Origin of the sequence: Laspinema palackyanum D2c (assembly GCF_025370875.1) — a bacterium.
GTDB lineage: Bacteria > Cyanobacteriota > Cyanobacteriia > Cyanobacteriales > Laspinemataceae > Laspinema > Laspinema palackyanum.
This window is the reverse complement of the sequence record NZ_JAMXFD010000017.1, coordinates 56,999-83,267: the sequence shown is the minus strand read 5'-3', so window position 1 is coordinate 83,267 and position 26,269 is coordinate 56,999. Positions and strand designations below refer to the sequence as shown.

General features: G+C 49.4%; 31 protein-coding genes and 1 CRISPR repeat array. Of the genes, 7 read left to right on the top strand and 24 right to left on the bottom strand.

The window, feature by feature from the left end; genetic code table 11:
* Positions 1–28: 28 nt before the first annotated feature.
* Together NG795_RS18745 and NG795_RS18740 are read left to right on the top strand one after the other, a co-directional pair.
* The gene (locus NG795_RS18745) at positions 29–358 is read left to right on the top strand and encodes an ArsR family transcriptional regulator (RefSeq protein ID WP_367290168.1); all 330 of its coding nucleotides are present in this window, start codon (positions 29–31) and stop codon (positions 356–358) included.
* A gap of 186 nt (positions 359–544) precedes the next feature.
* Positions 545–2,014, top strand: coding sequence for a WD40 repeat domain-containing protein (locus NG795_RS18740; protein WP_367290167.1), 1,470 nt, complete (start codon positions 545–547; stop codon positions 2,012–2,014).
* A gap of 55 nt (positions 2,015–2,069) precedes the next feature.
* On the opposite strand, the gene NG795_RS18735 is transcribed toward NG795_RS18740, so the two are convergent.
* The 10 genes from NG795_RS18735 to NG795_RS18690 form a co-directional block, all read right to left on the bottom strand.
* Positions 2,070–2,960, bottom strand: a complete 891-nt coding sequence (locus NG795_RS18735) for a hypothetical protein (protein ID WP_367290166.1) — start codon at positions 2,958–2,960, stop codon at positions 2,070–2,072.
* A gap of 93 nt (positions 2,961–3,053) precedes the next feature.
* Positions 3,054–3,404 (bottom strand): hypothetical protein, encoded by a 351-nt coding sequence (locus tag NG795_RS18730; RefSeq protein WP_367290165.1) that lies wholly within the window; start codon positions 3,402–3,404, stop codon positions 3,054–3,056.
* A 35-nt stretch (positions 3,405–3,439) separates the two neighbouring features.
* The gene (locus NG795_RS18725) at positions 3,440–3,706 is read right to left on the bottom strand and encodes a hypothetical protein (protein WP_367290164.1); all 267 of its coding nucleotides are present in this window, start codon (positions 3,704–3,706) and stop codon (positions 3,440–3,442) included.
* Positions 3,703–4,836 (bottom strand): hypothetical protein, encoded by a 1,134-nt coding sequence (locus tag NG795_RS18720; protein WP_367290163.1) that lies wholly within the window; start codon positions 4,834–4,836, stop codon positions 3,703–3,705. Before NG795_RS18720 ends, NG795_RS18725 begins: the two co-directional genes overlap by 4 nt.
* Positions 4,833–5,738 (bottom strand): M23 family metallopeptidase, encoded by a 906-nt coding sequence (locus NG795_RS18715; RefSeq protein ID WP_367290162.1) that lies wholly within the window; start codon positions 5,736–5,738, stop codon positions 4,833–4,835. Before NG795_RS18715 ends, NG795_RS18720 begins: the two co-directional genes overlap by 4 nt.
* A complete protein-coding gene (locus NG795_RS18710; RefSeq protein WP_367290161.1) occupies positions 5,735–6,025 on the bottom strand; it encodes a hypothetical protein in 291 nt (96 codons plus the stop codon). Before NG795_RS18710 ends, NG795_RS18715 begins: the two co-directional genes overlap by 4 nt.
* Positions 6,026–6,095: 70 nt before the next feature.
* On the bottom strand, positions 6,096–6,674 hold the full coding sequence (locus tag NG795_RS18705; RefSeq protein WP_367290160.1) for a hypothetical protein: 579 nt from the start codon (positions 6,672–6,674) through the stop codon (positions 6,096–6,098).
* A 72-nt stretch (positions 6,675–6,746) separates the two neighbouring features.
* Complete coding sequence (locus NG795_RS18700; RefSeq protein ID WP_367290159.1) at positions 6,747–8,255, bottom strand: P-loop NTPase family protein; 1,509 nt, start codon at positions 8,253–8,255, stop codon at positions 6,747–6,749.
* Entirely contained in the window at positions 8,255–9,220 is a 966-nt protein-coding gene (locus NG795_RS18695) for a hypothetical protein (protein WP_367290158.1), read from the bottom strand. Before NG795_RS18695 ends, NG795_RS18700 begins: the two co-directional genes overlap by 1 nt.
* Before the next feature lie 23 nt (positions 9,221–9,243).
* Complete coding sequence (locus NG795_RS18690; protein ID WP_367290157.1) at positions 9,244–9,504, bottom strand: hypothetical protein; 261 nt, start codon at positions 9,502–9,504, stop codon at positions 9,244–9,246.
* 33 nt (positions 9,505–9,537) lie between these two features.
* Between NG795_RS18690 and NG795_RS18685 the strand changes: the two genes are divergently transcribed.
* Complete coding sequence (locus NG795_RS18685) at positions 9,538–9,747, top strand: hypothetical protein (RefSeq protein WP_367290156.1); 210 nt, start codon at positions 9,538–9,540, stop codon at positions 9,745–9,747.
* Positions 9,748–9,787: 40 nt separating this feature from the next.
* On the opposite strand, the gene NG795_RS18680 is transcribed toward NG795_RS18685, so the two are convergent.
* The 9 genes from NG795_RS18680 to NG795_RS18640 all read right to left on the bottom strand — a co-directional run bounded on the left by NG795_RS18680 (position 9,788) and on the right by NG795_RS18640 (position 15,935).
* On the bottom strand, positions 9,788–10,423 hold the full coding sequence (locus tag NG795_RS18680; RefSeq protein WP_367290155.1) for a hypothetical protein: 636 nt from the start codon (positions 10,421–10,423) through the stop codon (positions 9,788–9,790).
* Entirely contained in the window at positions 10,368–10,856 is a 489-nt protein-coding gene (locus tag NG795_RS18675; RefSeq protein ID WP_367290154.1) for a hypothetical protein, read from the bottom strand. The genes NG795_RS18680 and NG795_RS18675 overlap by 56 nt, the downstream gene beginning before the upstream one ends.
* Before the next feature lie 264 nt (positions 10,857–11,120).
* Positions 11,121–11,477 (bottom strand): hypothetical protein, encoded by a 357-nt coding sequence (locus NG795_RS18670; protein ID WP_367290153.1) that lies wholly within the window; start codon positions 11,475–11,477, stop codon positions 11,121–11,123.
* An 83-nt stretch (positions 11,478–11,560) separates the two neighbouring features.
* Positions 11,561–11,986 (bottom strand): DNA cytosine methyltransferase, encoded by a 426-nt coding sequence (locus NG795_RS18665; protein WP_367290241.1) that lies wholly within the window; start codon positions 11,984–11,986, stop codon positions 11,561–11,563.
* A 51-nt stretch (positions 11,987–12,037) separates the two neighbouring features.
* Complete coding sequence (locus NG795_RS18660; RefSeq protein ID WP_367290152.1) at positions 12,038–12,415, bottom strand: DNA cytosine methyltransferase; 378 nt, start codon at positions 12,413–12,415, stop codon at positions 12,038–12,040.
* A complete protein-coding gene (locus NG795_RS18655; RefSeq protein ID WP_367290151.1) occupies positions 12,412–12,711 on the bottom strand; it encodes a hypothetical protein in 300 nt (99 codons plus the stop codon). Before NG795_RS18655 ends, NG795_RS18660 begins: the two co-directional genes overlap by 4 nt.
* Before the next feature lie 139 nt (positions 12,712–12,850).
* Positions 12,851–13,573 (bottom strand): hypothetical protein, encoded by a 723-nt coding sequence (locus NG795_RS18650; protein WP_367290150.1) that lies wholly within the window; start codon positions 13,571–13,573, stop codon positions 12,851–12,853.
* Positions 13,574–13,639: 66 nt separating this feature from the next.
* Positions 13,640–14,002 (bottom strand): DUF6876 family protein, encoded by a 363-nt coding sequence (locus NG795_RS18645; protein WP_367290149.1) that lies wholly within the window; start codon positions 14,000–14,002, stop codon positions 13,640–13,642.
* Between the two features lie 94 nt (positions 14,003–14,096).
* Positions 14,097–15,935: a hypothetical protein gene (locus NG795_RS18640; protein ID WP_367290148.1), complete on the bottom strand. Its 1,839-nt coding sequence runs from the start codon at positions 15,933–15,935 to the stop codon at positions 14,097–14,099.
* Between the two features lie 313 nt (positions 15,936–16,248).
* On the opposite strand from NG795_RS18640, the gene NG795_RS18635 reads away from it, so the two are divergent.
* From NG795_RS18635 to NG795_RS18620, 4 genes are all read left to right on the top strand, one after another.
* Positions 16,249–17,139: a hypothetical protein gene (locus tag NG795_RS18635; RefSeq protein ID WP_367290147.1), complete on the top strand. Its 891-nt coding sequence runs from the start codon at positions 16,249–16,251 to the stop codon at positions 17,137–17,139.
* Entirely contained in the window at positions 17,117–17,998 is an 882-nt protein-coding gene (locus NG795_RS18630; protein ID WP_367290146.1) for a hypothetical protein, read from the top strand. The genes NG795_RS18635 and NG795_RS18630 overlap by 23 nt, the downstream gene beginning before the upstream one ends.
* Before the next feature lie 2 nt (positions 17,999–18,000).
* Positions 18,001–18,750 carry an SDR family oxidoreductase gene (locus NG795_RS18625; RefSeq protein ID WP_367290145.1) on the top strand — a complete coding sequence of 250 codons (750 nt, stop codon included), beginning with the start codon at positions 18,001–18,003 and terminating at the stop codon, positions 18,748–18,750.
* A 147-nt stretch (positions 18,751–18,897) separates the two neighbouring features.
* On the top strand, positions 18,898–19,041 hold the full coding sequence (locus NG795_RS18620; protein ID WP_367290144.1) for a hypothetical protein: 144 nt from the start codon (positions 18,898–18,900) through the stop codon (positions 19,039–19,041).
* Positions 19,042–19,248: 207 nt separating this feature from the next.
* On the opposite strand, the gene NG795_RS18615 is transcribed toward NG795_RS18620, so the two are convergent.
* The 5 genes from NG795_RS18615 to cas1 all read right to left on the bottom strand — a co-directional run bounded on the left by NG795_RS18615 (position 19,249) and on the right by cas1 (position 26,203).
* Entirely contained in the window at positions 19,249–19,761 is a 513-nt protein-coding gene (locus NG795_RS18615) for a hypothetical protein (protein WP_367290143.1), read from the bottom strand.
* 115 nt (positions 19,762–19,876) lie between these two features.
* Positions 19,877–20,056, bottom strand: coding sequence for a hypothetical protein (locus NG795_RS18610; protein WP_367290142.1), 180 nt, complete (start codon positions 20,054–20,056; stop codon positions 19,877–19,879).
* Between the two features lie 469 nt (positions 20,057–20,525).
* The gene (locus NG795_RS18605; protein WP_367290141.1) at positions 20,526–20,663 is read right to left on the bottom strand and encodes a hypothetical protein; all 138 of its coding nucleotides are present in this window, start codon (positions 20,661–20,663) and stop codon (positions 20,526–20,528) included.
* 760 nt (positions 20,664–21,423) lie between these two features.
* Positions 21,424–24,565: direct repeats of the CRISPR family, unit length 36 nt; unit sequence GTTTCCATTCAATTAGTTTCCCCAGCGAGTGGGGAG.
* 244 nt (positions 24,566–24,809) lie between these two features.
* On the bottom strand, positions 24,810–25,091 hold the full coding sequence (gene cas2 / locus NG795_RS18600; RefSeq protein ID WP_367290140.1) for a CRISPR-associated endonuclease Cas2: 282 nt from the start codon (positions 25,089–25,091) through the stop codon (positions 24,810–24,812).
* Between the two features lie 119 nt (positions 25,092–25,210).
* On the bottom strand, positions 25,211–26,203 hold the full coding sequence (cas1, locus tag NG795_RS18595; protein ID WP_367290139.1) for a CRISPR-associated endonuclease Cas1: 993 nt from the start codon (positions 26,201–26,203) through the stop codon (positions 25,211–25,213).
* Positions 26,204–26,269 lie beyond the last annotated feature (66 nt).

The following is a 26,269-nucleotide window of genomic DNA, read 5'->3' as shown; positions in this document are numbered from 1 at the left end:
CTAAAAGGGGGAAACTTGAGAAACTACTATGAACCAAGAAACCGTTGAAAAACTGAAAGAACTGGCTAAGTCGATTGCCTACTTCCAAAGTTTGCATCCAGATGAGCAAACGAAGCTCTGGCCGTTGCTAAATAAAAGCGTGCAATCCACTATCGAATTGCTAGAGGCGATTAGTGACCAACCTCGAACCTATGCCGAACTCGCCGCCATTATTCAGCTTCATCCCAATACTGTCAGCCAAAAACTAAACGCACTGAGTGAATCTTTTTATATTGAACTGGGAACGAATACGGCTTATGCGCCTCCGAGTAAAAAAGGCGGAAGAATGCGACGTCTGGCTAAGAAAACTTTAAATTGAATCAAGCTCGTTTACGCGGCCAAAACACGGAACAAGGCAGCATCGGGCTGTAGACTGGTTGAGAAGGCGATCGCAAGTAGGCATAGCTGCTGCTGTGCAGCATTGACAAGATACCACTGACTAGCCACGGGACCCTTGCAACTCAGTCGCATATCCGCTTTAAAATCGTCAGGAGAATTACAAGCTGTGCCAAAAGATTTAATTGAGAATCAAGCTGGATTAGATGCAAAACTCACAGCCACTTTAGATACTCTAAGGGGTCAAATTAGATTCATCCTGCGTCAAACTGATGCGGCGGTAGTACCTAATCAACAGGCAACGAAATTTTGGGAGAAAGGTAACCCGTTAAAACCCCTGGGAAAAAATTATCATCACATATTAGCGCAGGTGAATCCGAAAACAAAACAGCGAATTGTCTGGGGGACTGGAATGTTTGCCGCCTCCTTAATCGCCTCCGCAGTCACCGGAGGATTCACTATCAAAGCCACTCAAGCCTGGGAGAAAGCCCCAGAAAAAACCAGATTTGAACGCCCAGACTTAAATGCTTTACCACCATTTGAAATGCACCCAATGGATGGATTAGTCTTAACCATGAGCGTTGGGCAAAACTTAGCGGATTATCCCAAAGGAACCCTGATGCTGGCCTTACACCCCACCATCACCACGCTCTTAGAACACAATCAACTTCAGCATCAAGAGGCGGTTGTTAGTGCCAGTTTCAGCCCGGACGGGGAACACATCCTCACGGCTTCTGGGAACACCGCCCGGGTCTGGAACATCCGGGGTCAGCTTATCGCTGAACTCACCGGCCATCAAGATAGCGTCATCAGCGCCAGTTTCAGTCCGGACGGAGAGAGCATCGTCACCGCCTCCACGGACAACACCGCCCGAATCTGGGACCGCAGTGGTGAACTTGTCGCTGAACTAACCGGCCATCAAGATGGGGTCGTTAGTGCCAGTTTCAGCCCAGACGGGGAGAGTATCGTCACGGCCTCCGGGGACACAGCCCGAGTCTGGAACCGGCGGGGTCAGCCCGTCACCGAACTCAGCGGCCACCAGCATTCAGTCATCAGCGCTAGTTTCAGCCCAGACGGAGAATATATCCTCACCGCCTCGTTGGACAAAACCGCCCGAGTCTGGGACCGGCGTGGTCAACTTGTTGCTGAACTCACCGGCCATCAGGGTTGGGTCATCAGTGCCAGTTTCAGCCCAGACGGAGAACATATCCTCACCGCTTCCATAGACAAAACCGCTCGGGTTTGGGACTTGCGTGGTCAACTGCTTACCGAACTCACTGGTCATCGGGGTGGGGTCAGCAGCGCTAGTTTCAGTCCAGATGGGGACAGCATACTCACCGCCTCCGGGGACAATACCGCCCGGGTCTGGAACATCCGTGGCGAATTGCTTGCCGAACTCACCGGCCATCAGGGTCGGGTCTACACAGCCAGTTTCAGCCCAGATGGGGAGAGCATCGTCACGGCCTCCACGGACAACACCGCCCGGGTTTGGAATATCAGTGGTCAACTTATCGGCGAATTAACGGGCCATCAAGATAGCCTCATCAGTGCGAGTTTCAGCCCGGATGGGGAAAGCCTCGTCACCGCCTCCTTGGATAACACCGCCCGGGTCTGGCGTTTAACGAGTTTGGATCGTTAGAATGGGTAAAAAAATCGGGGAAGATACTAAAATTTAGCGTCATCCTCCCTAAAGGTTAGCGACAAATTGCTACGGGCATTAAGTGGTTCTCAATCAACGATAAAACTTGAGAAGCGTCGTCATCAGCAATTCCATCGAAGATAGTTTCAGGCAAATAAATTGGCGCAGAATGAGAAGTTTCTTGCAAACTAGCCGATTTGATTACGCATTTCCTCAAGGAGGCTACATCAGTTCGCGCATTAATCTGGGTGAATAAGTTGACCACCGATAGGCTATTAGAAACAGGAATGACACGAATATCTCCTAAACAACAGGATAGCAAACTATCTCGATAAGACTCGTACACCCCAGGATAACACTCGTATATTTGTTGGGATAGCTCCGTCATTTCTCCATTAAGATTAACCTCATGGCAGATAAATCCATACTTAATCTTTAGCAAATTATAGTCAATCATTAGTGACTTATAACTTAGCAAATTCCACAGTTCTATTGCCATTGAGCGTAACCCATCCAGCCCATCTTGCTTGACTTTTAGCAAGACATCGGATTGCCCGAACGGAAAATTTTTGCTTTTATATTGGTCATTGAATTTGTCAAACTGCTGAAGGTATTCTACTTTCCAGGGATTTTGATACAAGTGTTTGTACCAGAGTAGGATATACCACTGTATCCCGAAATCCTCTAGTTGATATCCTTGGTTATTCATCCTCACCGGCAAGATAAAATTGCCTATTTTCCAGCCTATTTGTCGGATTCCGGCTTTAGCCCATTTCCTGGATTCTTTCCAGTTTTCGGGAAATATTACCTCTCCATTAGGCGATTTAAAGACCTTTGCAGCATGGTAATGGTTTTCTATGCAACGGGTTTCGTTGAATACGCTCACATAACTAAAGAATGAGGTAAATTCTTTATGGTCCTTTTTCTGATACTCGAAAACTTTCATTTTCTTTTTCCTGATTCATTTCGCACTCCGCGATAGCTTTCCTTTAATCAGTTTTAGTTTTTCTTGACTATCCATTATTTTTCTAGTTTATTTTTAATTGAGTCCAGCCCGTTTCTGGGGCCAAAACAACGAAAAAGGCAGCAGCAGGATAGCCCCCACCACGAAGGCGATCGCATACAAGCAACAACCCACCGCACCCAGGTAGAAAACGAACGGACGAGCAAAGACTACCGCAATATCAGCCACCCCCCTGCGTTCGTCCAGGTCATCTGTCCAACAGAACAAGCCACCCGCTAGAATCACCACAACCAGGCTCACCAGGGTTAAGTTGAGCAAGATAGGATAGCCGGAAAATTGAGCCAGCCAACCTAAAATAAACCGGATTGCCAACAAATATAAACCTAAGAACGTCCCAAAGATAGCCCAGCCCGTTAGAATTTTCATTTGTGTTTCTCTAATTTTTTCAACAATTATAAGACCTATCGACGACGGCTATTTTCTTGCTGATTGAGTTTTTGTTCCGCCACTAACGCCCGATTCCGCATGGACTGAGCCATTCTATCGGCGGCAAAAGCTCGTTGATTGGCGCGTTTGATTTCGGCTCGACACCGGGTGGCACTGGCATTTTCGAGTTGGCTGCTATTGATGCTAACCCCGAACAGTTCAAACTCAAACTGAACCCAACCGAAATAGATGCCGCAGACCATGCCACTGCCGAAGATTGTGCCTAAGATAAAGTCTTTCATTGCAGATAACCTCGATATTTGAGTACGTTTCTAATGGCTGTTGCGCGTCGTCTTTGGTCCCATCTAATGCAAGCGGCCCGCCATTGTTCAGATTTATAAGCGTGAGACTTGACGAAATCATGTGCTTGGTTTGCGGGATTAGCGCAAATGTTGAACAAGCCGCCAGCGCTGAGTTGGCCGGTTGCTTCATCACGAAAAGATTCAACCCGGGTAGTCAAAATCAAGTCTTCTCCCCGTAATCCTTTTTTGTGTAAATCTCCAGCTACTTTAGGAGCAACATCGCTGACTCTGGGTGATGCCTGATTCCACAGGTCCAGAATGTTTAGGAATAGTTCAAAGTTTTGGTCAGGTGGTAGACCGTGTTTTTCCATTCGGGAAGAAATTAATGGAATGCGTGATTGTGTGCGCTCCAAACATCCTTTATTGGCTTGTTCAAGCGTTCCACCTTTGCCGTAATTGCTGCACCAGCCTCGGTTGATGACTTTTCGACCACCAATCAAGCTCGGGTCAACATGACCGTGAATTAGAGGGGTTTCTTGTCCTGAGACTGTCATGTTTCCCTCAGCGTGACCGATCGCATACACCGCAATCGAGTCCATATCCTTGGCAACATCACGAATGGCTGGAGGAGTCTGGTAGGTGACTTGATTGATGGCTTGAGCAACAGGACGAACCAGTGGATTATCGTTCATGGTTTGTACAGGACTGTTCAAAGCGATCGCCAGTACCAAACCCAGAGCGGCATACAGCAACCAGTTCCAATTAAATTCAGCAGTCTGGGGTAACGGTTGGGCGAGTCGTTGTATCAGTTGGTTGCCGTAGAGTTCGCCTGCACTGCCGAACGAATCTGTGTTCAAGTCTGTGTTCAGGTGAGGATTGCGAGTGAGTGGCGGTTTGGGCTTCAGAAATGCTGTCAGTCCCAAGAATAGAGCGGTGATAGTACCAAATATTGTGAATCCACTCCACGCTGCTGCCAAAGTGTCAGGAATCGCCCCTAACTCGCACATCTGTTTTGCGCCGGGGGACAAAAGAATACAGGGCATTGTGTTGATTTTATGGTTGATTCCACCAATGGCGATCGCACCTAAACTGGCTCCTATCAAAATCTTATGAAAAAGTTTAAGTTTCATTGACCTCCACTGGCTACAAAATCGCGATATTCGTCCATCAAAGGAAGAGTGATGGTTCGGTCAGTGATTTGATAGTTTCGCCACAATCCTGGACCAAAACCCGCCATAATTCCGTGGTGCGCGTGAACACCAGAGGAGCGTCCGGTCGTGCCTTGGTCGCCAAAGGTTTGACCTTTTTGGATAACATCGCCAACCTTGACACTGCGATTCGCCAAGTGTCCCGTCAGCCAGACCAAGGGTTTGTCCTGGATTGTGCGGTCGAGGCACTGGAGAATCACCACGTTGCCATAGCCGTTGCCGGTTTGGAGTCCGCCATTTTTGCCTTGAAATTCGCTCACGAGAACCTTGGCATGACAAGGAGAAGGCAGTGGGGTAGCGGTGTTTTTTGGTGCGTCCTGGAAAACATAAACTGGGTCGTAGCTGCCCGGTGGCGAATTGTCGATAAAGTGAGGACCGCGATGTTGAACAAGCGGACGAAACGGGACCACTTTGGTCTGAGCAGCGGCGTTTGTGGTCTTGGCGGGTTCTTGCTGAGTCACGTTGGAAGCAGTGCTTGTTGTGGTCCCAGTCGTCGTTGCTGCGGTGGTAGTCCATTCGTAAAGTTTGAGGCGTGACTCAGCAAATCGGTTCAGGTCTGGAATCAGCATGAACGAGAGCAAAGTCACCGAGGTGATCGCACACAAAGCCTGACCCCGACTCACCGCTGCATTGTAGGCGGCCCTCGCTCGTTCTTTGTCTAATGCTTGGGATTCGAGACGAGCAAGGAATTCTTGGTTTTCGGCTTCGGTGCGATCGCGTTGTTCTTGGAGTTGGCGCTCGGTTCGCAGTTCGCGTCCTTTGAGTTCCCGGTATTGGAAATCGTCGGGTAGTCGTTGGAGTACATCAAGTGAGGTTTGGTTCATAGCTGGGTGCATTGGTTCGCGTAAGATTCAATTGCCGTACAGTCGGCTCGTTGTGGCGGCGGTTGAGGTGGCTGAGGGGGTTCAGGTTGTGGCGTTTCAGTGACGGGTAAGTGCGGGATAATTCCAGGTTTGGGAATCGATTGAATGGATTGTTGTGCTGATTTTCTTAAATTGGGAATGATGGCAAATTGTCCGATTCCAGGTTTTGCCATGTCGAGGGCGAAAAGTACCAACATGAGCAGAACGAGCAAGCCTGGGACCCGAGGAATGATTATCCAGCGTTTCATTAATTTGCTCTAAAACTGAAGAAAGGGCAGCAAGCGAACAGTGTTGAAATTACTGTCGCCTGCTGTGTTTTTATCGAGAGTGTTGATACCGTTCCACGTTGGTCCGCACGTTCAGGATTCGACTGCGGTCCGATGGAATGGGTGCGTTGCTGGGAACTGGCCCGCCTTGCTGACGGACGAGTTGGGTCCGGTAGATGCGATCGCTCTCTTCTAGCAACGGAGTACCCATGTTGGTCACTAGCTTGAGTCCGCGCACCGTGGCGTTTCCGGTCCGGGCAGCAGCAGGGGCATTGTATGGCAGTGGTTCGTTACTCGCGACCCCCGAAATTGCACCTTGGCAAGCACTGAACAGGCTACTGACAATGACAAACAAGCCAATGCCCATCGACCAATAAGCAACAGAGCGCCAAGGATGGCGAGGATTCGAGTGTTTGAGCGTGTTGCCCACCGCGTTGCCGATGGTGTCAATCGCAGTCCCCGCCCCTGACTTCATCGCATCCGGCGCACCCGCCAGCCGATTGTTCGCACTAGCCGAAGCCCGTTGGATGGCGTTGAGGGCATCTTGGGTAATCCGTTGAGCGTGTTGAAGTTGGGTTTGAGCTTGCTGAATTTGAGTTTGCGGGTCCGGTTCCGTTGGATAAGAATTCATGTTTTTACCTCAGTAAATGAAAGCTAAAAAATCTAGTTCATTTCGTGTTTTGGTGGAGGTCTGCCCAGCAAATTACAATTCCTCATCCTCGGTTTCGTCTGGGCGATTCTGTTCAAGAAACTGGTTAAATTCCAACGCAATCGCGTGAGGCGACAACGAACGTAAGTGAGCGATATCCTCGTCATCGGTCGAGTCAGCAGCCCGAAACAGTTGTTGCCGTTGAATATCTTTGAGGTCTGGGGCGTAGGCAATCAACCCGCCAGCGCTAGAAAAGCAGACGGGGTGAGAGGGACGAGCCTCGCTGAGTTTCTTGAGCTTGGCAAAAAGTTGAGCTTTTTGGGCTTCGTCAGACGTTGACCTTTCGATGGCTTTCTTGCACACTTCAATCGATTTCATGTTGTAGCCCCGACCAATCGCAAAAGTGCAGAATTGGGCGCTAACCGAACCATCAAAGCCAAGCTGAGAGACGTAGGGAGATTGGGAGACAATCCAGAGGAAAATCTTGTCTTCCAACCCAACGAACGCCAGGGTTTCTGCTAGTTGGACAATCGTGGAGCGATGCTTCGTCCCGCTGGTTAGGTCACAATCTTTCGCAGCTTTAAGTATGGCGGGCCATTCGTCCAGGATGACGATGTAGGGCGATGGGTCATATACTTGCCCAGTCTGCATCGCCCTTTGCCGTGCTTTTTTGCGTTGGGTTTGCTCACTCAGGGCACGACGCAGCAACTCAACGGTCATCGACACACCAACGTTCGGTTTGTCCAGGTCGATACCCACAATCACCGGGAATCCATCGCTATGACAAAGCCGTTCGAGTCCGAGGAAAACAGAGCCTTTCGGGTCCACGCCATGCCAGATGACATCGGGACAAATTTGCGACACTTCCCGAATCATCCCGCACAATGTGCTGGTTTTGCCGGACTGAGTGATGGCGGGAATGAGCAAGTGAACTTTGATGTTGTCGGAGTTTTGACCACAGCCAAACACTGCCGCTTGCTGCACGAGATTGATTTCCGGTTGTTCGCCTTGAGCCTGGGTTTTGTTGCCGTATCCCGATAGCACGATTGGCTCGGGTGTTGGGACAGGTGCGGAATTATTGCCCGATTCTGGGTGCGATTGCCATAAATCCGATTCAAACACCTCGTCATCAATCGGCTGCGTTCGGTGCGTGGTTGTTGCGGGCTTTGGTGCGGTTGGTGGTGTCAAGTGTTTGCGATTCCCTACGGGATAGCTCCGCTTACCGCTCGTTCGGGCAATGAGTTCTCGATGTTCCTCTGTCCGTTCCCGATTGCTTCCCGGTATCGGGTTCGGGGAACGAGAATCGCGCTTTGAGTCCGAACCAGAACCCACCGCCAAAAAAGCAGCGGCGGCAGTTCCCCCAATAGCGATCGCACCACCACCGAATTGCAGAATCATTCTGGCTGTAGTGGGCACGCCAAATGAGACTTCCTGGGTCTGGTTGTTGTAAGCGTTGGTCAGCACTGGCACCCGTTCCACTCGCTCGAAGGATGAGGCGAACATCGTCCCCCCAATCAGCCAGGAAACAGGAGCCAGTGCCAGCCATCTTAAGTTTGTTGGCATCAGAATCCTCCAGGGAAAGGGTTGTAGTAGTCCACTGGGTTGACTTGCCCCGGGGCGGCGTCCTCGGGAACGTTTGGCACCACCGAGCGCCCGTACATATCCCGCCGTTCGAGTTCTTCGGCCACCGCGTCTAGTCCTTGCAAGCGCAATAAAGGGACCAGTGCAGTTTTGAGGTCTTCTTGCCCGTTCATCATGTCGAGGGCGATCGCTACCGCGTCCGACTGCGGCAGGGTGGGGTTTTCGCTGATGATGTTCGCCAGCAATTGCACCATACCGAGCGCTTGAGTCAGGTGCGGTGACAGCTTTTCGTAGATAACTTTGCGCTGAGGTTTGCCATTTTCATCGAGGACAGGCTTGCCCGTAGAATCAGTTTTCACCCCAGCCGGGTCAGGCCAAACTAACGTAGACCCTTCGCCACCCGCACCGAGGTTGACCTTTTTCATCGCTTCAATGGCACTGGCATATTTGATGGCAGCAGGGTGTTTGCCAAAGTTCGGGTTGTTGCGATCGCCCCTGGATTCTTGGACCCGGTTATTGAATGCGTTGGCCTCGTTGGTAATTGCCATTTGGAGATAGCCCATCGCCTCGGGATTGTTCGGGTTGAGGTCGAACTGGGTGATTTTGGCAGTTTCGCTGATGCGCCGGTTTTGCAGTTGGTTTTGGCTAGATGCTCGAATCGCCTCCAAGCAGCTAACTTCAGTCGCATTACAGTTGGCCGGATCGACTTGGGCGATAGTCGTTGCACTCTGGCTGATGGTCCCTTCGCTGTGAACAATCGCAATCACCGAAAGCATCAAGGTGGCAAGCGCTGCGGCAAGTCCTGCGGCTAACCAACGATTGAGCAAGAGTTGAAGTAGATTGGCTTTGATTTGGCCAAACTGAGGCAACCGTGAGTTTGAGTTAGCTGAATCATCTGCTAACTCGTCAAGATAGGGTGTATCAAATCCTGGATTCGCAAGGGTCATGGGTTTGCTCTCCTTAGAAAAAATTAGTAGTGGACGATGTTGCCAGTGCTGTCGATACAGTGTGGATTCAACGCACTTTGCTCTTGCAGAAACAACAAGTATTCGATAACGGGCACGGCAAACGCACCAACGAGCAATCCCCCTGCCAGCATTGCCGGGGTGAAGGCCAGCGCTATACTTCCCTGGGTCACACAGCCGACTGCTGCGCCAACTAGGCTCGACCAAGTGACCCCGATTGCCAAATGTCGAGCGCGCGTTGCAAGAGTGTTGATTAGATTTTTCATGTGTGTTTCCGAATTTGGTTGAAGCTGTACTGGATGAACGCAACCGAGGCGATCGCACCCAAGCAAACCCCGGTGATTCCGCCAGCCAGTACCCGCTCATGCAACGGTTTGGCTGGCTGGGCTGCTACGGCTATCGTGGTCGTGGTAACCGTGGCGATCGCATTGATTCCCACCGAGGCGACGGCACACCACCGGGCTACCTCTAACCGTTCTTGGGATTGCGTTTGGAGTTGGCGCTCGTAAGTAGCGATCGCATCTAAAGTATCTGCCTGGGCGCGTTCGGTTACTCGTTCGACGAGGAAGGCGTGATTTGCTTGCGGGACGGTGACGAACCCAGGGCTGGTACGTTGGTGGGTTTCTGCCAGTCCAGCAAGTTGACCATCCCAGTTTGGAACGAGTCCAACGCGCTGGCGATCGCTTCGTCGCACTTCCCCAGTTCGTCGCTCTGCCAGCCTTGGGTCAGATTGGCCTGGATTTGCAGCGTTAGGAACTCGTAACCCATCGCCGTGATTTGGTCGCTCATTGGCTGGTAGGTGGTCCGTAGCATTTCGTAGATAAAATGCGGGATGCTACCCTTGGCTAATTGCTGCGGAGCAACACCATAACGCGCTTGGAAATACGCATCTAAATCAAATTTTTCAGGCGTTTTTTGTTGCCGTTTTTGAGCTTGATTCGAGGCGGCTAACACCATCTCGTCTAGCACGTTTTGAGCCAATACTTCCAGGGGAATGTTGCTCATTTGAGACTGCTGAACTAACCGCTCTAAAAACGATTCAACCTGCAAGGACTGGTTGAGTTGGCTCGAATGCGGGTTGATAGTTCCTTCGCCATCCACCGCCAATCCGAAGATAGCGCAGCAGACTTCAATTTGCTCGGGTTCGAGTTCCAGTTGAGTTGCTAGTTCGAGAATGTTCGCCATGTTTTGGTTCCTCTTTATTGCGGATGTAATCAATCAAAAATTCGAGAACTTGTCGCTGTCCTTCATGCTCAGTTTCGGGAAGGAGTGTGGTTTCCAAACAGTCCACTAACGAGCCTCCCCCACTCCTTTTCCGGTACACCTCCCAGAACCGTTTCGCTTTGCCACGCTGCACCACTTTGGTCTGATAAGACCTGTAGGTGTAACCCAGCTTGTTGATTGCCAACCAAGCAAAATGCAGCATGAGAACATGGTCAAAATCAAAATCTTCGTTCGGACCAACCGGAACCTGCAACCCCGCTTTGACTAAGCCGGTCTTGACGGCATAGTTCGTCAAGGTCGGGTAGCTGATGCCATAGAGCCGGATAAGATTGCCTTTGGTGTACGGAGAAAACTCGCCCAAAATCAGAACCGACTTCATTGCTTTTGCCATCATCTTGTTCTGCCTGCATCTAACATCCTTTCGGTTTCTGAAAGATTCCAGCTTCGGCTCAACTTAACTGAAAATCCATCTAATCTTGATTCCATTGAATTTCTAATCTCTTTTAAGTGATAATCCCAAGCTAACCACTCCGTTGAAGGGAGGCAATAGATAGGCGAAATATTAGACCACCACTTTTCGATTGTTTCTAAAAAGCCAGCAAAAAGCCCTCGGATTGCGAGGGCTAGATGGCGATGAAATGTTAAGCAGCAAGAATCGCTAGAATCGCCGACCGAGGGCATGGAGAGCGTCGGGGTACTGTGCGGCTAGTAAGGACAAAAACTCGGGAAATGGACTTGGCATTTTCTCGAAAGATAGACCACTTCCCCATTGCTTGACTCTCGACTCTTGAATCTGTTGAGTCGTGTACTGTTCCAGGACGGCTCTTAGAAACCGGATGCACCGCGCTCGTCTGCCAGATTTGTAATCGAGCTTTTCTCCGGGGTATCGCAATGACAAGAATTTGTCACAGAATTGTTCGGGAGTCAGGGCGACTGCCTCGCATGAATGGTGGGTAGTTTGGCGCGGTGAATGGTGGCGATTGCGTTGGCTTGAATTCGGTTGTAATGCGTACATAAACGTGACTCCTATTCGTGGGGATTTCGTGGATTGAATGCTGAGAACTATCCTCCATTTGGACTTGCAACCGATTCTCAGCGTTAGAATAAGTCGAGTTGTTCGTATTCTGAACTGGCGTTATTGCGGGATTTGGATGCAGATTTGGCTTTGGGAATGGATTGAGCGGACATCCAATTGTGCTGAGTTATTAGTGAGGATTTGAGCGCGTTGTAACTGCTATAACCGTGCTCGTCTAAACACTGGCAAAACGCATCTAACACCGGAATTCCTTCGGGGGTAGTCATCTTTGCCAACTCCGGCACGTTTTCGAGTACGAAAAACTTGGGGTTGATTTCGCCAACAAGCCGAGCAAACTCGAAAATCAAGCTGTTGCGCGGATCGTTCGGGTTGCGGTTGCGGTTCATCCGGCTGAATCCTTGGCAGGGTGGCCCACCTATAATTACATCAATTTGACCGCGTTCTAGCCCCAGCCAGCCGAGCAATTCTTCACCGTTGAGTTGGCAAATATCACCTAGATAAAAATGGGGACAACCGGGAACATTGGGGTGAGCCTTGCGTCATCCGCCACCACTGACGAATGGGATTTGCACTGCACTATCCGATTGAATTTCGTGACATTGGCTGATTAATGCTTTTTCCAGTTTGGTTTCTTCTGTGTCGTTGCCATAGTGGAACTCACAGGGATAGGCTCCGAGGTTGTGCATATAAGTGAGCGCGGCATGGACGTTACTATCCGCCGCAGCAACTACCTGGAATCCAGCTTGCATAAAGCCCAAACTAAATCCTCCTGCACCACAGAACAAATCGATGGCAAGCGGATAGGCTTTGGGAGTAGCAGACTGTCGCGGTAAGAGCAAGCCCGACGGAGATGGGACAAAATTTGGAGTGGGTATGACTAAATTTGAGTCCAACTCAAGATGAAAGTTTGGTATCATTTGCTGACTTTTTTGCGAGAGTTTTTGCGAGAGTTTTTGCTGGAATTACCAATTTTGCTGGTCAATATATCCAGCACTTCGTTTGCATTTTTCTTGCCATATTCGGCTCTAAGTGTGCGGGCATAGCGATGGGCTTTGTGAATCGAATGAAACCCAGAGATTTTCAAAAAAATTGCTCCCATCTGGCAATCAACCAGTTCCCGCAAATAAATGCAGCCCGTCTCGCCATCACGCACCACGAACGTGGTCCATCGCCGCAAACTGGGTTTCGAGTATCTTTCCTTGGTAATTCTCATCGCGTCTGGTTCCTCCTCGGTGAATGTTTGAGCGTGTTTTCGTATGAACAAGAATGATGGGCGGATTGAGTTCGGGTGGTGGCATCATCGGAGCGCCAGTCAACCCGCCAATCAGGGCCAGAGTGAACATAGATAAAGCCTAGTTTTGTCGGTGTTTGAGCCGGTAAATCAACGCATTCAAGTACCGCCTGATTTGATGGTCTTGATTATTTTTGGCCGCGTTCAGCCGACGTTCTGCCAAACTGAGCGCGTCGGGGAGATGTTGGTCTAGGTACTCGGTAATCGCGCAAATCGCTTCCTGTTCTAGCTTCATTTGCACCTGGATTGTCTGGCCTAATTCTTGCGGTGAAAGTTCAGGAAATTGAACATTATCCTGGACAAGTTCTTGCCAGAGTTTATGCACATTTTGCTCGATTTGTTCCCGTTGCTCTGGGGTCAAGATGGGCTGAGGATAGGCGTAATCTTGCCAAGTTTTTAAGAACTTTTTGAGGTGGCGATACTGTCCTAACCAAATTTGATTATCCTGTTGGTCAAGTAGTAGTCCGTAGACCGGGTGAGTATCATCGGAACCCAAGTCGCAGCCAATCAGATGGATAGCAACTGCGAAATGGTTCACGAATGCGGAATACACCCGGTAGGAATCCGTGTGTCCGCCGTGAGTGTCTTCGACGTAGCAGTTCGTAGCTTGGTAAGTCAGGACAATGTAGCGTTTGACGGGTTCATTCTCGACTTGCAACACACTCAACAGTTTCGGGGGAATGCCCACAGGAAGCAGGTAAACGCTTGGAATTTCGATTTTAGGAGTAGGTGCGGGATGATGTTCCCAACAGCCCATTTTGCATTCGATTTGTTGTTGGTTCATGGCAAGATTCTTGTGATAGATGCAGCGATTGCCGCGAATGGCAACCGCTTAGAAACTAGGGAACGCTTAGTATTCGCTGGGCAACATCAGCACCTTCTCGTTCAGAAAGAGCTTGACTTCGGGCAACGGAAAGTCGGTGTGTTCGATTTCTTGGGTCAGAACCGGCTGGTCAGTATCGCGCAACAGTGTGAGAACTGCCGAATGGTCCTGCACTGCCAATTGCCAGATTTGGAAGTGCCGCAACATCTCGTCACCCCGAACTCGCTTATCTGGTTGATACGAAGCGATCGCATCAATCAGCCAGTAAGCCTGGGCTGCATCAGCCAAATACTTGACCCCATCGGTGTAGTTGAAACCTCCGAACCCATGTTTGTAGTAGTGGTCAGTCCCGCGAAAACGAGCTAGGTCTGCTTGGGTGATTGTTGTCATGAGTTGTTCCTCACGATTAATTTCACCCAATGCGATAGCCTTCTATTTGTTTCTCACTTTCTAATTTTTTCTTACTTTCTTTTCTTCCAAAGCCTTACTGGATAAACGAGTTAGTCTTTTCTAGCTCCGAATCTTGCAAGGACCATTTAGCAAACTGAGCGATCGCATCCCAACCTTGATAGAACAAGCCATAGGGACTGCGGTATCCCTTTTCAGTCCAGCCCGAAAGCTGTTGTTTCGAGGCGGCGGCAGCAAAGGTGGCGGAAATCAAATCAAGTCCCTGGTCTCCTAACATCGACTCCAATCGCAAGTCTTCCGCGCAAATATGCCAGGTCGCACCCGCGTCGGTCTGGATGTTGACGAAATTGGACGAATCTCGCTCACTCACCACCGTCACGAATTCGCCGGTGGCTGGATGGTAAGGTTTAGCGACCAACACGCGATCGCCTTGTTGGATGGGACTTACTGGAATGGCTGCGGCCATTTGCGCTAGAAGCACCTTGTAGGTTTCCACCTGGGGATTGGAGGCGGGAGGCTGCGGCTTCTGCTTTTCTTGCTCTAACCGTGCTTTTTCCTCGGCGAGTTGAGTCTCCAGCGCCATCACCTTGGCCGTCAGGGTCGAATTGTCGCTGTACTTCATCGTGCGCTTGGATGCCGCCATTTCCGAGGCGAGGGCTTCGTACCGTTGCTGCATCTCCTCAAGCTGAATCACCAGTTGTTGGTTCTGCTCGACGAGTTGCTCCAAGACCGCATCCGACCGGCTGGTTTCAAATTCAGCCAGTTGTTGTTCGAGTAAGTGAATCTCTAAGTCTTTCTGGGCGTTTTCTTGGACGAGCGCCTGGAGTTGCAGGTTTTCTTGTTCGAGGCGATCGCGTTGAGCTTGCAGTCCGTGGATGAGGGCCGCTGCTTTGTCGGCTTCCTTTAGTTGGGCGGAGAGGTCCCGGACTTGCCGTTCCAGTTCGCTCATCCGTTCCGACTGCTGCGGTTGCGGAACCACCGGCGCGAGTTTTTGCAGTTGCAGTGCTTGTTGGACATGGCCGTGACGAGTAACGATTACGCCATCTTCCCCTGAGTCTTCTCGGGCTAGGTTACGAACACAGGAGCGAAATTGGTCTAAAGCTGCTTCATCCAGCCCTAGACCGCGTTCTATCCAAGTCAGTTGCGCCTCCTCGATGACTTCATCTGGTTCCCCAGCATTGGCGATGAACGAGGCGATGGCGGGGGTGGCTTTGGTCTTGCGAGGAGCCAGCAACTTAGCAACGTCCCACTCGGTCAAAGTCTCAATCGCTTCAATCAGATGGTCCGTGAACACCTCCGATTTTTGCGTATGCGCCAACCGCTGGGCTTCAGCTTGCAACGTGGCGATCGCATCATCATCGGCTCCGAATCTATCCGCAACCAGTTCCCAATCGGCAGAGGTGACGGGTTGCCCTAGCGTAATACTGCTGTGACGAGCTTGGCGGATGCTGCTGACGGTCTGTTTGCCCGCTTTGAGCAGTTTCACCAGTAAATGCTCATCGCTGACTTTCGTGAGTTCCTTGAGGGCGCTGATGCTCCAGGACTGGACCGACTTGAGAATGAGCTTCTGGATGCGGTTGCGTTGCGAATCGAACCATTCCGAAACTTGAATCAGGGACCGGGCCATCCAAGTGGAAGCCCCAAAGTCAGACGAACGCAGCCAGTCTTCAAATCGCTGCTCTCCTTCGCTGAGTCCATGTTCGAGGCAGAGTTCATGCATCAGTCGGCGGAAGCTGCGACCGATTTCTAGACCACTGGTGAAAGTGTGCTGGACGAATCCGAAGAACTGGGAGAGGGTTGCTTTGGCTTGACGTTGCAGGGCTTCGGAGCCGAATGCGGTGTAATCGTAATCGAACCGCAGGTCTAACGAGAGTTGGCTAAACGCATTAGCCGTGGCAAGTTGTTGGGCGCTCATGATAAGTTGAAGGTAGTTTTTTATTTGTTCGAGCGGGGTGGTACCCGCTTTTTTTGTGTCTGGGCTGGTGACCCGAGGCAAGCACCTATCGGGAGCCATCGCCGTGCTTCCTGAGTCGGACTGATGCCCGAGGTTGCGAAATCATGCTGGCTCCCCTATAGTTGATATAGTTGATATTAACTATATCAACTAATAAATCCAAGTGTCAAGCAAGTTAAGGAGTAGAGGAAAGTTAAGATTTAACTGGCGCGTTTGTGCAGGTAGTCCGTTGTCGCAAGTCAATCCCCAACAAATTAAAATCTTGGTCTTCCAGATGAGGCAGTTATTGCCAGAGCAGTCTAATGTGGCTCTAGCTCGGGTTTTGGGCTTGACTCCGGCTGCCATTAGCAAGTGGACCAAGGGCAAGACGAACACGCTCAAGGAAGAAACCAAAGCCCGCATCGTCTCGTTGCTAGGATGTCCACAAGCGTCGTTGGAGGAGTTCTTGAGTGGGGCGCTATCCTGGGATGAGTTTGAGGCGACCTGCTCCTCGGAGTCAATTCACGAGTTGAACCAGGAAGAACCTGCCGCCTCGAAGGAAAGCTTTTTTAAACGGATTGACCAACTGACTTGGCTCGAAGCTGTCGAAGCATTGCAGGCGATTGTCAAGCGCCTGACCACACTCCAGACCGAAATGAGTCTGCATGGACCTCGGCCTATCGTGGAGGTGGTCGAGGCTCTGGCATCGTTGCTCGACATCGACTCGTTGATGCAAATGACTGAACGGGTGAAAACGATGTTAGGCGATCGCATCAGCGCTTTAGACCGACGAATGCAAGAGTTGGGGTTGCTCGAATCGCGTCCGTTTGAGCATAATCCACTGTTTCGCAAGCTCGAAGAATACCGGCTGGAGGCGGGGTTATCCCGGGAGCAACTGAGCGAACAACTCTACCTCAAGTCTGGCGGGCGCTTCGATAAACAGACGGCGGCGGCAATTGCGGCGGGGAAGCTGCTGCCCGATAATGGCGAGGTCTTGTGGGTGGGCTGTTTGCTCAAGAATGACCGAGGCGAGTTTTACAGCCACGATGAGTTGTTGGCACTTCGAGCGGGCAATGTCGATTTCTTCAGTGGCAATCGCTCACAGGAGGAACCAGACGAGCCAGCTTTAGAATGCGATCGGGATTTGGAAGCCAAGGGGGACAATGGAATCAAGTCGTTGGATTGAGGCGTTACGGACCACGGCCAGCAGCACCTGGCGGCTGACTCGCGAATTCCGCAGCCGGTTGGTGGAGCTAGTTTTTTCTGAGTTGCTGGTGCGCTCGGGTTTGGTCGAACATCAAGCGGATGTGGTGATTCGCGCTCGTTGCGGGTTATCCATCGATTGTGCTTCAGTAGCGGTTGCGGATAGGTTGCTGGCGAATGTAGAACAGTTGTGCGTCTGTGTGGTGATGGTGTCCAATTGTTTATCGCTGCGTCCGATTCCTCATGTTTGCATCCGCCACAAACTCCAGCCCGTCGCGCCGATTTTCGACCCCCTCAAATTGCTGACGTTTAACCGCTGTTTCTCGCCGAACGAGTTTGAACCCGCTGCGACTCATTTGCTCGAAATTTTGAAAACTCAAGGATGGTATTTTATGCGACAAGATAATCCAAATAACTCAGTCCTAGCTAATGCCAACTACCTGCGCGTTATCGACTTCATGCGGACCAAACGGGCCGATGGTTATGCGGTAATGGCAGCCAGCATGGTCGATGACCGGGTAATCTACACCAACGATTTGTATTCGAGCGCTCGGGTGATTGTCCCAGCGCACCAAATGACTGACCCGCGTTCGTTCGATAATCGGGCGCTGTGGCGAGATTCTTGGGACTATCACGAACAACTTTATAGCCTGCTCCACCGGGACAAGTTCATTGGCGAGTTCTACCACAAAATCCGGCGCGTGGATGGCTCGTTCGCGGGCGTCTGGGCTGACTTCTATTTCGTGGAAGACCATCTGGGAATTCCTATGCGGATTGTGGTGTCTCGTCCCGATAACTGGGAACTGCTGCCTGAACCGAACCCAACTCGCTCGGCTGCCTAACTATGACCAACCTTGACCAAAAAACTGCTATCATCACTGGCGCTTCTTCTGGCATCGGACGGGCCACTGCTCTGCTGCTGGCTGAATCTGGCGTTCAGGTCGCTTTGGTTTCGAGAAATAGCGATTCACTGCAACAACTTGGTGACCAAATTGGAAGCAGCGGCGGCACAACTATCACAGTTCCCACGGACATTACCGATTGCCAACAAGTCCAAGCAATGGTGCAAACGGTCCTGGACAAGTTTGGACGCATCGATATCCTCGTGAACTCTGCGGGACTGATTGACCTGGCTCCGACTGTCGAAGCGAGTGTGGAGCGCTGGCAAGAACTGATTCAGGTGAACTTGCTCGGGACGATGTACTGCTGCCATGCCGTTGCTCCGGTGATGCAAAAACAACAGCAGGGCCATATCGTGAACATTTCCTCGGTGGCGGGTCGGACGGCTTCGGCTGGGGTGGCCGCGTACAATGCCAGCAAGTGGGGCGTGGGCGCGTTCTCGGAAGCGTTGCGGCAGGAACTGTGCCAGAGCGGGGTGCGCGTCACGGTGGTGGAGCCTGGATGGGTCGAGACGCCACTCTATGACGAGATTGCGAGTGGGGCGATGCAGGAGCGGATTGCGCGCTGGCAAGAAAGTATTGGGGAGCCACTGCTGCCGGAGGATGTGGCGGGGGCGATTGGGTTTGCGTTGTCTCAGCCGCAGCGGGTCAATGTGAACGAGATTTTACTGCGACCGACTGGACAGGTGAACTAGGGGCAACGGGGGTGAACACAAGTCGGCATATTTATAAGAGCAACGTTTTCACCGGGACTTGTGTTCACCCTGCAAAACTCTTGACCCGTAGTAACTTCAGCGATTTTGCTGAGTCAACTGTCTCAGTTTTGGGGGAATTGCCAGACAATGCAACAGCAGCTAGGTGGGTCCTTCTTATTAAGCGATCGGTCGTGGGAGTTAAGCGATCGCCTTAACGGAATGAGCCATTCTTTTCATCGCCAATCGGACCACTTTGGAGTTCTGGGGCAGTTGGGGGAAACACTTCTCTGAGGAAATGGATTCTACCTCAAGCTGGGATTTACGAAGTTGCCCGGACTCAAACATGGACTATCGGCGGCAGAATGGCTCCAAGACTGAACCGAAACTAGATGGTCAGGGATAGAGCGAGTTGAAGCGGATGAGGCATGACTATAGACGGAGCGAGACGATTCACTCGTGAGAACCCTTGGAATATGTCTACCCGTGGAACTAATTCGGTCAGTCAGCCAAATTTGCAACGAAAGGATTTAATAAGGTTGATATAACAGAAAGGTGAAATTCCTTACCTGCATCTTGCAGTTCACAAGCAACAATATACCGTTTATGCTCGGCAAATACTTCCTTTTTCCGCGTAATTAAATCATTAATAACACTCCGAATCTCTTTGTAAAAAAACGGGTCATCGTCTTTCGAGATATCTTGGAGCAAATAGTCCAGCGTAGATGGCAACTCATTCTCTGGCATAAAGGCTAAGTTCCAGGCAATCACTGCAAGGTCTAACAATTGCTGCCGCTGACTCATACTCGGGACAAGGTCTAGGTAAGGTTCAACAAATGCCTCCAACACCTCGGACATTTTGACTTCGCCTTTATTCATTGCGATGCCTGCGAATTTGTCACTAAAAAGACCTGTCTGGATTTTCCTGTGCAACTTCTTCAGTCTTTTTTGCTGAATCTTGTCTGCCCTTTGTGGTTGGGAAATTTTACCAAAGCCTTTAGATTTTCTCGCCATAAAATCTCCTCCATCGCTTGAGCTTAATTTTACCATCGCTACATTCCACCGATGAAATAGGGGCAAGGTTCAAGCACTAGATCGGCTCATGTTGGATGCGCTTGGTGGCAAAGACCTAGTTGGTTTTGCCGTAGGTTGGCCGTGGCTTCCATCCTGGATCAGCCCCCTTGGGTTGAAGCCGAATAACGAGGGCAGCAGCATCCGTCGCACCGCATCTTTCTTCAGGTGCGATCGCAATGCGGCCAATTTCGTCAACCGTGGGCGATCGCACAGACAGCTTTTCCTCTCTCGCCACTGGTACATAATAGAGAAAAGAAAGTGAGAAAAAACTAATTTTAGAAGGAAAAAAGAAACATTCCAGTTCCAATTACACTAAGACACCATATAATTAGCGCTAATTTCCACCCCATCATGTAACACAGGATAGCTAGTATAGAACCTAATATCATCACGAAGTAAGCTCTTTTTTTACCCTCTTGATGATAATAATCAATTAAGGGAATTTGAACTTCAAAGCTAACCCACGCGACAGCTAGAGGATACAAGCCTACTATTAGAAGGGCGATTGTTAATCCTAACGAAAATAGGTACTTGACGGCTTTATATTTCACGGAACGATACCTTATTAACAGTACAAGCAGTAGTGGAATTGGCTACTTTCCGAAACGAGTAGAGAGCAGCCATAATAAGCGGGTTCTACTAACTAACATAATCGTTGAAGTTTCCAATCAATTAATTTCCCCAGCTAGGGACGGACGGGTTACTCATTTGTTATTTAACTCGTCCGCTAAACGCTCCAAATCACTGCCTTTGCCAATGGTGGCAGTTTCGTAAATGTTGCCAAATACCCCTGCCAGTAGTAGCAGTAAAATTCCTGCTAAGACCTTTGTTTTCCAAGTCATGAGTTTATACCTGCCCATATATTTCTATCATAATGCATCCGGAGGATGCATTAAATTTCTAAAAACTGCTGTTGTTTCCAATCAACTAATTCCTCCAGCGAGTGGCGAGAGTCATCTGGATTTAGCCAGAATTTTTGAGGCGACCACCATCATTGAAAAGTTTCCAATCAATTAATATCCCCAGCGAGTGGGGAAAGTAAGCCTGTTGTATAAGTTTGAGTTTTAAAAAAGTGTCTTTGGAGTTTTCTAAAAGGTGAAGACTTAGACCTTTTGTCGCTACCGAACTCCTAATTCTTTCAAGTTCTTATCTACGAAGTCGAGGGGGAGCCGAAGTCTTTTCGGTTCCGCATTAATCTAAGACTTCGACTAAAGAACTTTGTTTTAATGACCCAAGTCTAGGTCACGATAACAGATTTTGCCGTAACCCTTCGGCGGGGGGAATGCCTTTACTACTAGAGTATCAGGCTGGGGACCGTAGTCTATGCGGTAGAGGTGTCCCCCAAAGTTATATTACTCGAAATCTCCTCTTTTGTCAATAGTTACGTTGGCAGTATCTCCATTTTGCCTAAAATACCGATTTGACTTCTTTTTCTCCCGTACAGCAATAAAAAATTTGGATTATTCTCTCTCTCTTCCTCAACCTCTTGCCCCTCCTTCCCTCTTCGATAAGAAGGAAGGAGGTGAGGTCTCTTGAACAAATTGAGATGCTCTCAGTTAGGTCTCACATTAATCTAAGACTTCGACAGAACTTTGTCTTAACGTTTCCATTCAATTAGTTTCCCCAGCGAGTGGGGAGATATCGAAACATATACCAATGAGCCTCGGCTTCATAATACCGTTTCCATTCAATTAGTTTCCCCAGCGAGTGGGGAGCTTTCCCGCGCTACTACGGAAATAGCACCAACTATGGCGTTCGTTTCCATTCAATTAGTTTCCCCAGCGAGTGGGGAGCTTTAAGTGCTCATCCAACTCCGGCGCTGCCACACTAGACTTCCAGTTTCCATTCAATTAGTTTCCCCAGCGAGTGGGGAGTCTGGAGAATACAGGTGCTTCTTTGGTAGAGGTCATTGTTTCCATTCAATTAGTTTCCCCAGCGAGTGGGGAGTCGTTCTTTATTAATCTCAATAGATTTATAGATACGTTTCCATTCAATTAGTTTCCCCAGCGAGTGGGGAGACTTTAGTCAACAAGCCCGTCCGTCCTGATGCAGTTCAAACACTTCAGTTTCCATTCAATTAGTTTCCCCAGCGAGTGGGGAGACGGCGGCGCGCAGGCGGGCGTGGTCCGCCTCGGCGTCGGCGAAAGTTTCCATTCAATTAGTTTCCCCAGCGAGTGGGGAGGCTGTGAAATTAGCTGTAGAACTCCTGCTAAACGTGGTGTTTCCATTCAATTAGTTTCCCCAGCGAGTGGGGAGCCATGCCTGACGGGTATTAATACCCTTACGAGTCTCACCACCTCCACGTTTCCATTCAATTAGTTTCCCCAGCGAGTGGGGAGGAGTATCAGTTCTGGTTTGCCAGTGGAACAATCTTAAGGTTTCCATTCAATTAGTTTCCCCAGCGAGTGGGGAGGGCTTATCATGTAGTGTATCCCAATGCACAGTCTACCCCGTTTCCATTCAATTAGTTTCCCCAGCGAGTGGGGAGTAGGGTTTCAGTCTCTAAGTGACTATGTGATTACTCAAGAGTTTCCATTCAATTAGTTTCCCCAGCGAGTGGGGAGATTACCTATAGGAAAACTCTTCCAGATTGTCAAAACTATGTTTCCATTCAATTAGTTTCCCCAGCGAGTGGGGAGAGGAAACTATCATGGCTAAACTACTTAGCAAAGGCTTGTTTCCATTCAATTAGTTTCCCCAGCGAGTGGGGAGTCTGGAGAAGAAGTTAAAGCTTTACTTTCTTATCTACCTGTTTCCATTCAATTAGTTTCCCCAGCGAGTGGGGAGTCTGAGTGTAAATACTTAGGAGAATCAAGGTCATGAATACGTTTCCATTCAATTAGTTTCCCCAGCGAGTGGGGAGCTCACGAGTCTTGTAGGAATGCAGTCGAGGACAGTTTCACCGCGTTTCCATTCAATTAGTTTCCCCAGCGAGTGGGGAGGTGGGGAGTCTCGGTATATATCGAGATGGAAGAGGTCATTACTCGTTTCCATTCAATTAGTTTCCCCAGCGAGTGGGGAGCGCAAACCTGATTGATTATCAATATCTATTCACCTCAAGATGCTTAGTTTCCATTCAATTAGTTTCCCCAGCGAGTGGGGAGGATCAATAGAGTAGCTATGGCCTTCGCTTCTTCTTTAGGTTTCCATTCAATTAGTTTCCCCAGCGAGTGGGGAGTAAACGAAGCGTTCAGTTCTCTGGAGCAGCGTTACCTGTTTCCATTCAATTAGTTTCCCCAGCGAGTGGGGAGATTTCTTTAGTTATTTTGAACTACATTTATAATGTAACATATTGTTTCCATTCAATTAGTTTCCCCAGCGAGTGGGGAGTTTTCTACTCAAGCAATTGAAATACTTCCTAACCTTTTAGGTGTTTCCATTCAATTAGTTTCCCCAGCGAGTGGGGAGTAGTGCAGTTATCCACAAGAAAATGGAGACTGCATATAACGCCATGTTTCCATTCAATTAGTTTCCCCAGCGAGTGGGGAGTTTACATTCCACATTGCCGACCTAACCCGGCGTGAGGTGTTTCCATTCAATTAGTTTCCCCAGCGAGTGGGGAGTAATGGGAATACCAATGTCCTCGCCATTACGAATAACCGTTTCCATTCAATTAGTTTCCCCAGCGAGTGGGGAGGAATTGCTCCCACTTCCTTACCCTAAAACCTATCAGTTTCCATTCAATTAGTTTCCCCAGCGAGTGGGGAGGCCCCGGACGGCATATTGGCCCGCTCCAGGCTCACCGTTTCCATTCAATTAGTTTCCCCAGCGAGTGGGGAGACCTTTCTGCTGACACTGGGGACCACTCCGGATACTTGAGAGTTTCCATTCAATTAGTTTCCCCAGCGAGTGGGGAGTTAGTGGAGAAAAAAGCTCAAGTTCCTATCCTCCATGAGTTTCCATTCAATTAGTTTCCCCAGCGAGTGGGGAGGTACTCAAGAAGTATTAACTAAAGGAGGAAGGTTTACGTTTCCATTCAATTAGTTTCCCCAGCGAGTGGGGAGTCTATGCCATTCGGTATGACCCCAGTGAATGGACAGTGTTTCCATTCAATTAGTTTCCCCAGCGAGTGGGGAGTCCTTGGTTAATAACAAATGGAAAGCCTACGTTAGTTTCCATTCAATTAGTTTCCCCAGCGAGTGGGGAGTGGAGACTCTACAACCGTTTGTTGGGGTTCTTGGTACTACCGTTTCCATTCAATTAGTTTCCCCAGCGAGTGGGGAGAAGAAAGAGGGTAGCAAATACTGGAAGGTAAAACTTCTAAGTTTCCATTCAATTAGTTTCCCCAGCGAGTGGGGAGGAAACTCGCCCAAATCAAGCCCTCTCTCAAGAACTTCCTGTTTCCATTCAATTAGTTTCCCCAGCGAGTGGGGAGAACTTGTTCTTAACTAAAAGATAAGAAACTAAAAGTTTCCATTCAATTAGTTTCCCCAGCGAGTGGGGAGCTACTACAACTTTAGTCAATAAGCCTGTCCGTCCTGTTGTTTCCATTCAATTAGTTTCCCCAGCGAGTGGGGAGTTAGGAGTAAACTCCGGCTTACTGCGGTCAGCTTTGGGTTTCCATTCAATTAGTTTCCCCAGCGAGTGGGGAGTTTATTTCATCAACTTCAATTCAAACCAATGTTCAAACTAGTTTCCATTCAATTAGTTTCCCCAGCGAGTGGGGAGAGATAGTGGAAAGATTTCTCTACAATAACCAGAGCTACGAGTTTCCATTCAATTAGTTTCCCCAGCGAGTGGGGAGGTACCCCGATTGTAACCCTCACCGGCTGGGAAGTCCAGAGGCAATTTGCGAGGCTCAGGAAAATTGTTGCTACAGGGGTCAAGATAACACCTCCACTTAAAACCTGAAAGTCTTGCCCAGTAAGGCTGCGAGGCTCCGGACGAGTTTGGGTCATTTCAGCGGTTTTGACTGAGCCTCGCAGAAATTGCCAAAACGGAAGGAGCCAACTGTCGAAGGACTGGAGCCAATGAACGGACTCCGCCCATTAAACAATTACGGAACTGGGATATTCGGTAATCACTGGACCCACTCCCCAGGTTTCAACTCGGGCGGAGGTATGCCGGGAAAGCGGATAAAACCGGATGCTGTCTTCCTGTAAGTTGAGCCGCTCGCCCAGTCGTTTCTTGAGTTCATCAAATTTAGAACGAGTCAGGACGCATTCAAAAGTGGAATACTGCACCCATTTTCCGTAGCCTTCCAGCAAATCATGGACTTTTTTACGGCGTTTGTTGTCAGGAATATCGTAAACCACCACATAAAACAACATCAGCGATTTGGCTTAAATCCAGAGTTTTCCATTGAAAATATAAGACCCCTCGTTTCCCGACTACCTCTATTCCCATTCTATGATAAAAGGGGAACACAATTTATGACTTTGGCAAAAATTTAGCGAATCTGATAAGGGGAATATCCGTTGACAGGTTCATAAACAAATTGCTTGTATTCCTTAACTTGTTGATGAAGCAAATCCCATTTCGGTTGAGTTTCCCCAAAATCATCGGTAATCGTCTCTTCCATACGTTGCAAAAACGCTTTCAAAAATTTGGGTCGTCCGGACTCATTCAGGTAACAGCCGCCATTTTTGTAAACAAAATCATCCCGCACATCCATGATATTCCGATTTACCAGATATAAAACCAGCGAATCCACCAAAGGGGCGCGAAACTCTTCAATCAAGTCCGAAGCTAGGGCCGCATGACGGTAGCTGCCCTCATGTAGACAACCGGAATATGGGTCAAGTCCTTGCAGTTCAATCAGCGTCAGCAGATGATTCCAAAGCACTTGATAACCAAAGGACAACATGGCATTGACCGCATTCCCCGGAGGACGGCGGGACCGACCGGCAAACACAAAATCGCGGGAGTTGAGGCAGTCTCCGAAGGCGGAGAAATATTGGGCCGCGCCGGTCCCTTCATACCCCATCAATTGGTCAACTCGTTCCGCTTTTCCTGCTTTGGTCATCAAATAATCCAAACTCTGAATCGCAAAAGCAACCACGTCAGAATTTTGACGCCGTTGTTGGCGCATCAAAATCACCCGGGAGTTTTTTAGTTTAGCTTGGACGATGCGCCGCGCCACAATCAAGCGGTCTATCAAGCTCAATTCTTGTTGATACCGGGACAGTTGCCGATACCCGCGTTCAATCGGCAGAATCCGACCATAACAGTATCCCATCCGCGATAGGTAGCCAATGGGAATGTTCCGCCAGAGGCAACTTCTAATGGCTTGGGTAGTTATTTGAGATTTCCCAAACACCAGAATCATTTCTAGTAAAGGCAATTGAATCTCATTTAGAATGGTGTCGTGCCGTTTAACGAGCAAGAGTTCGCCGTCTAAACAAACATAGCAACCTTGTTGAGAAACATACAAAGTCTGCATAAAAGTTGGCAAAAGAAATCTATCAATTGACCTGCACCTGTATAAGGGTTCCGCTTGGAAAGCGTC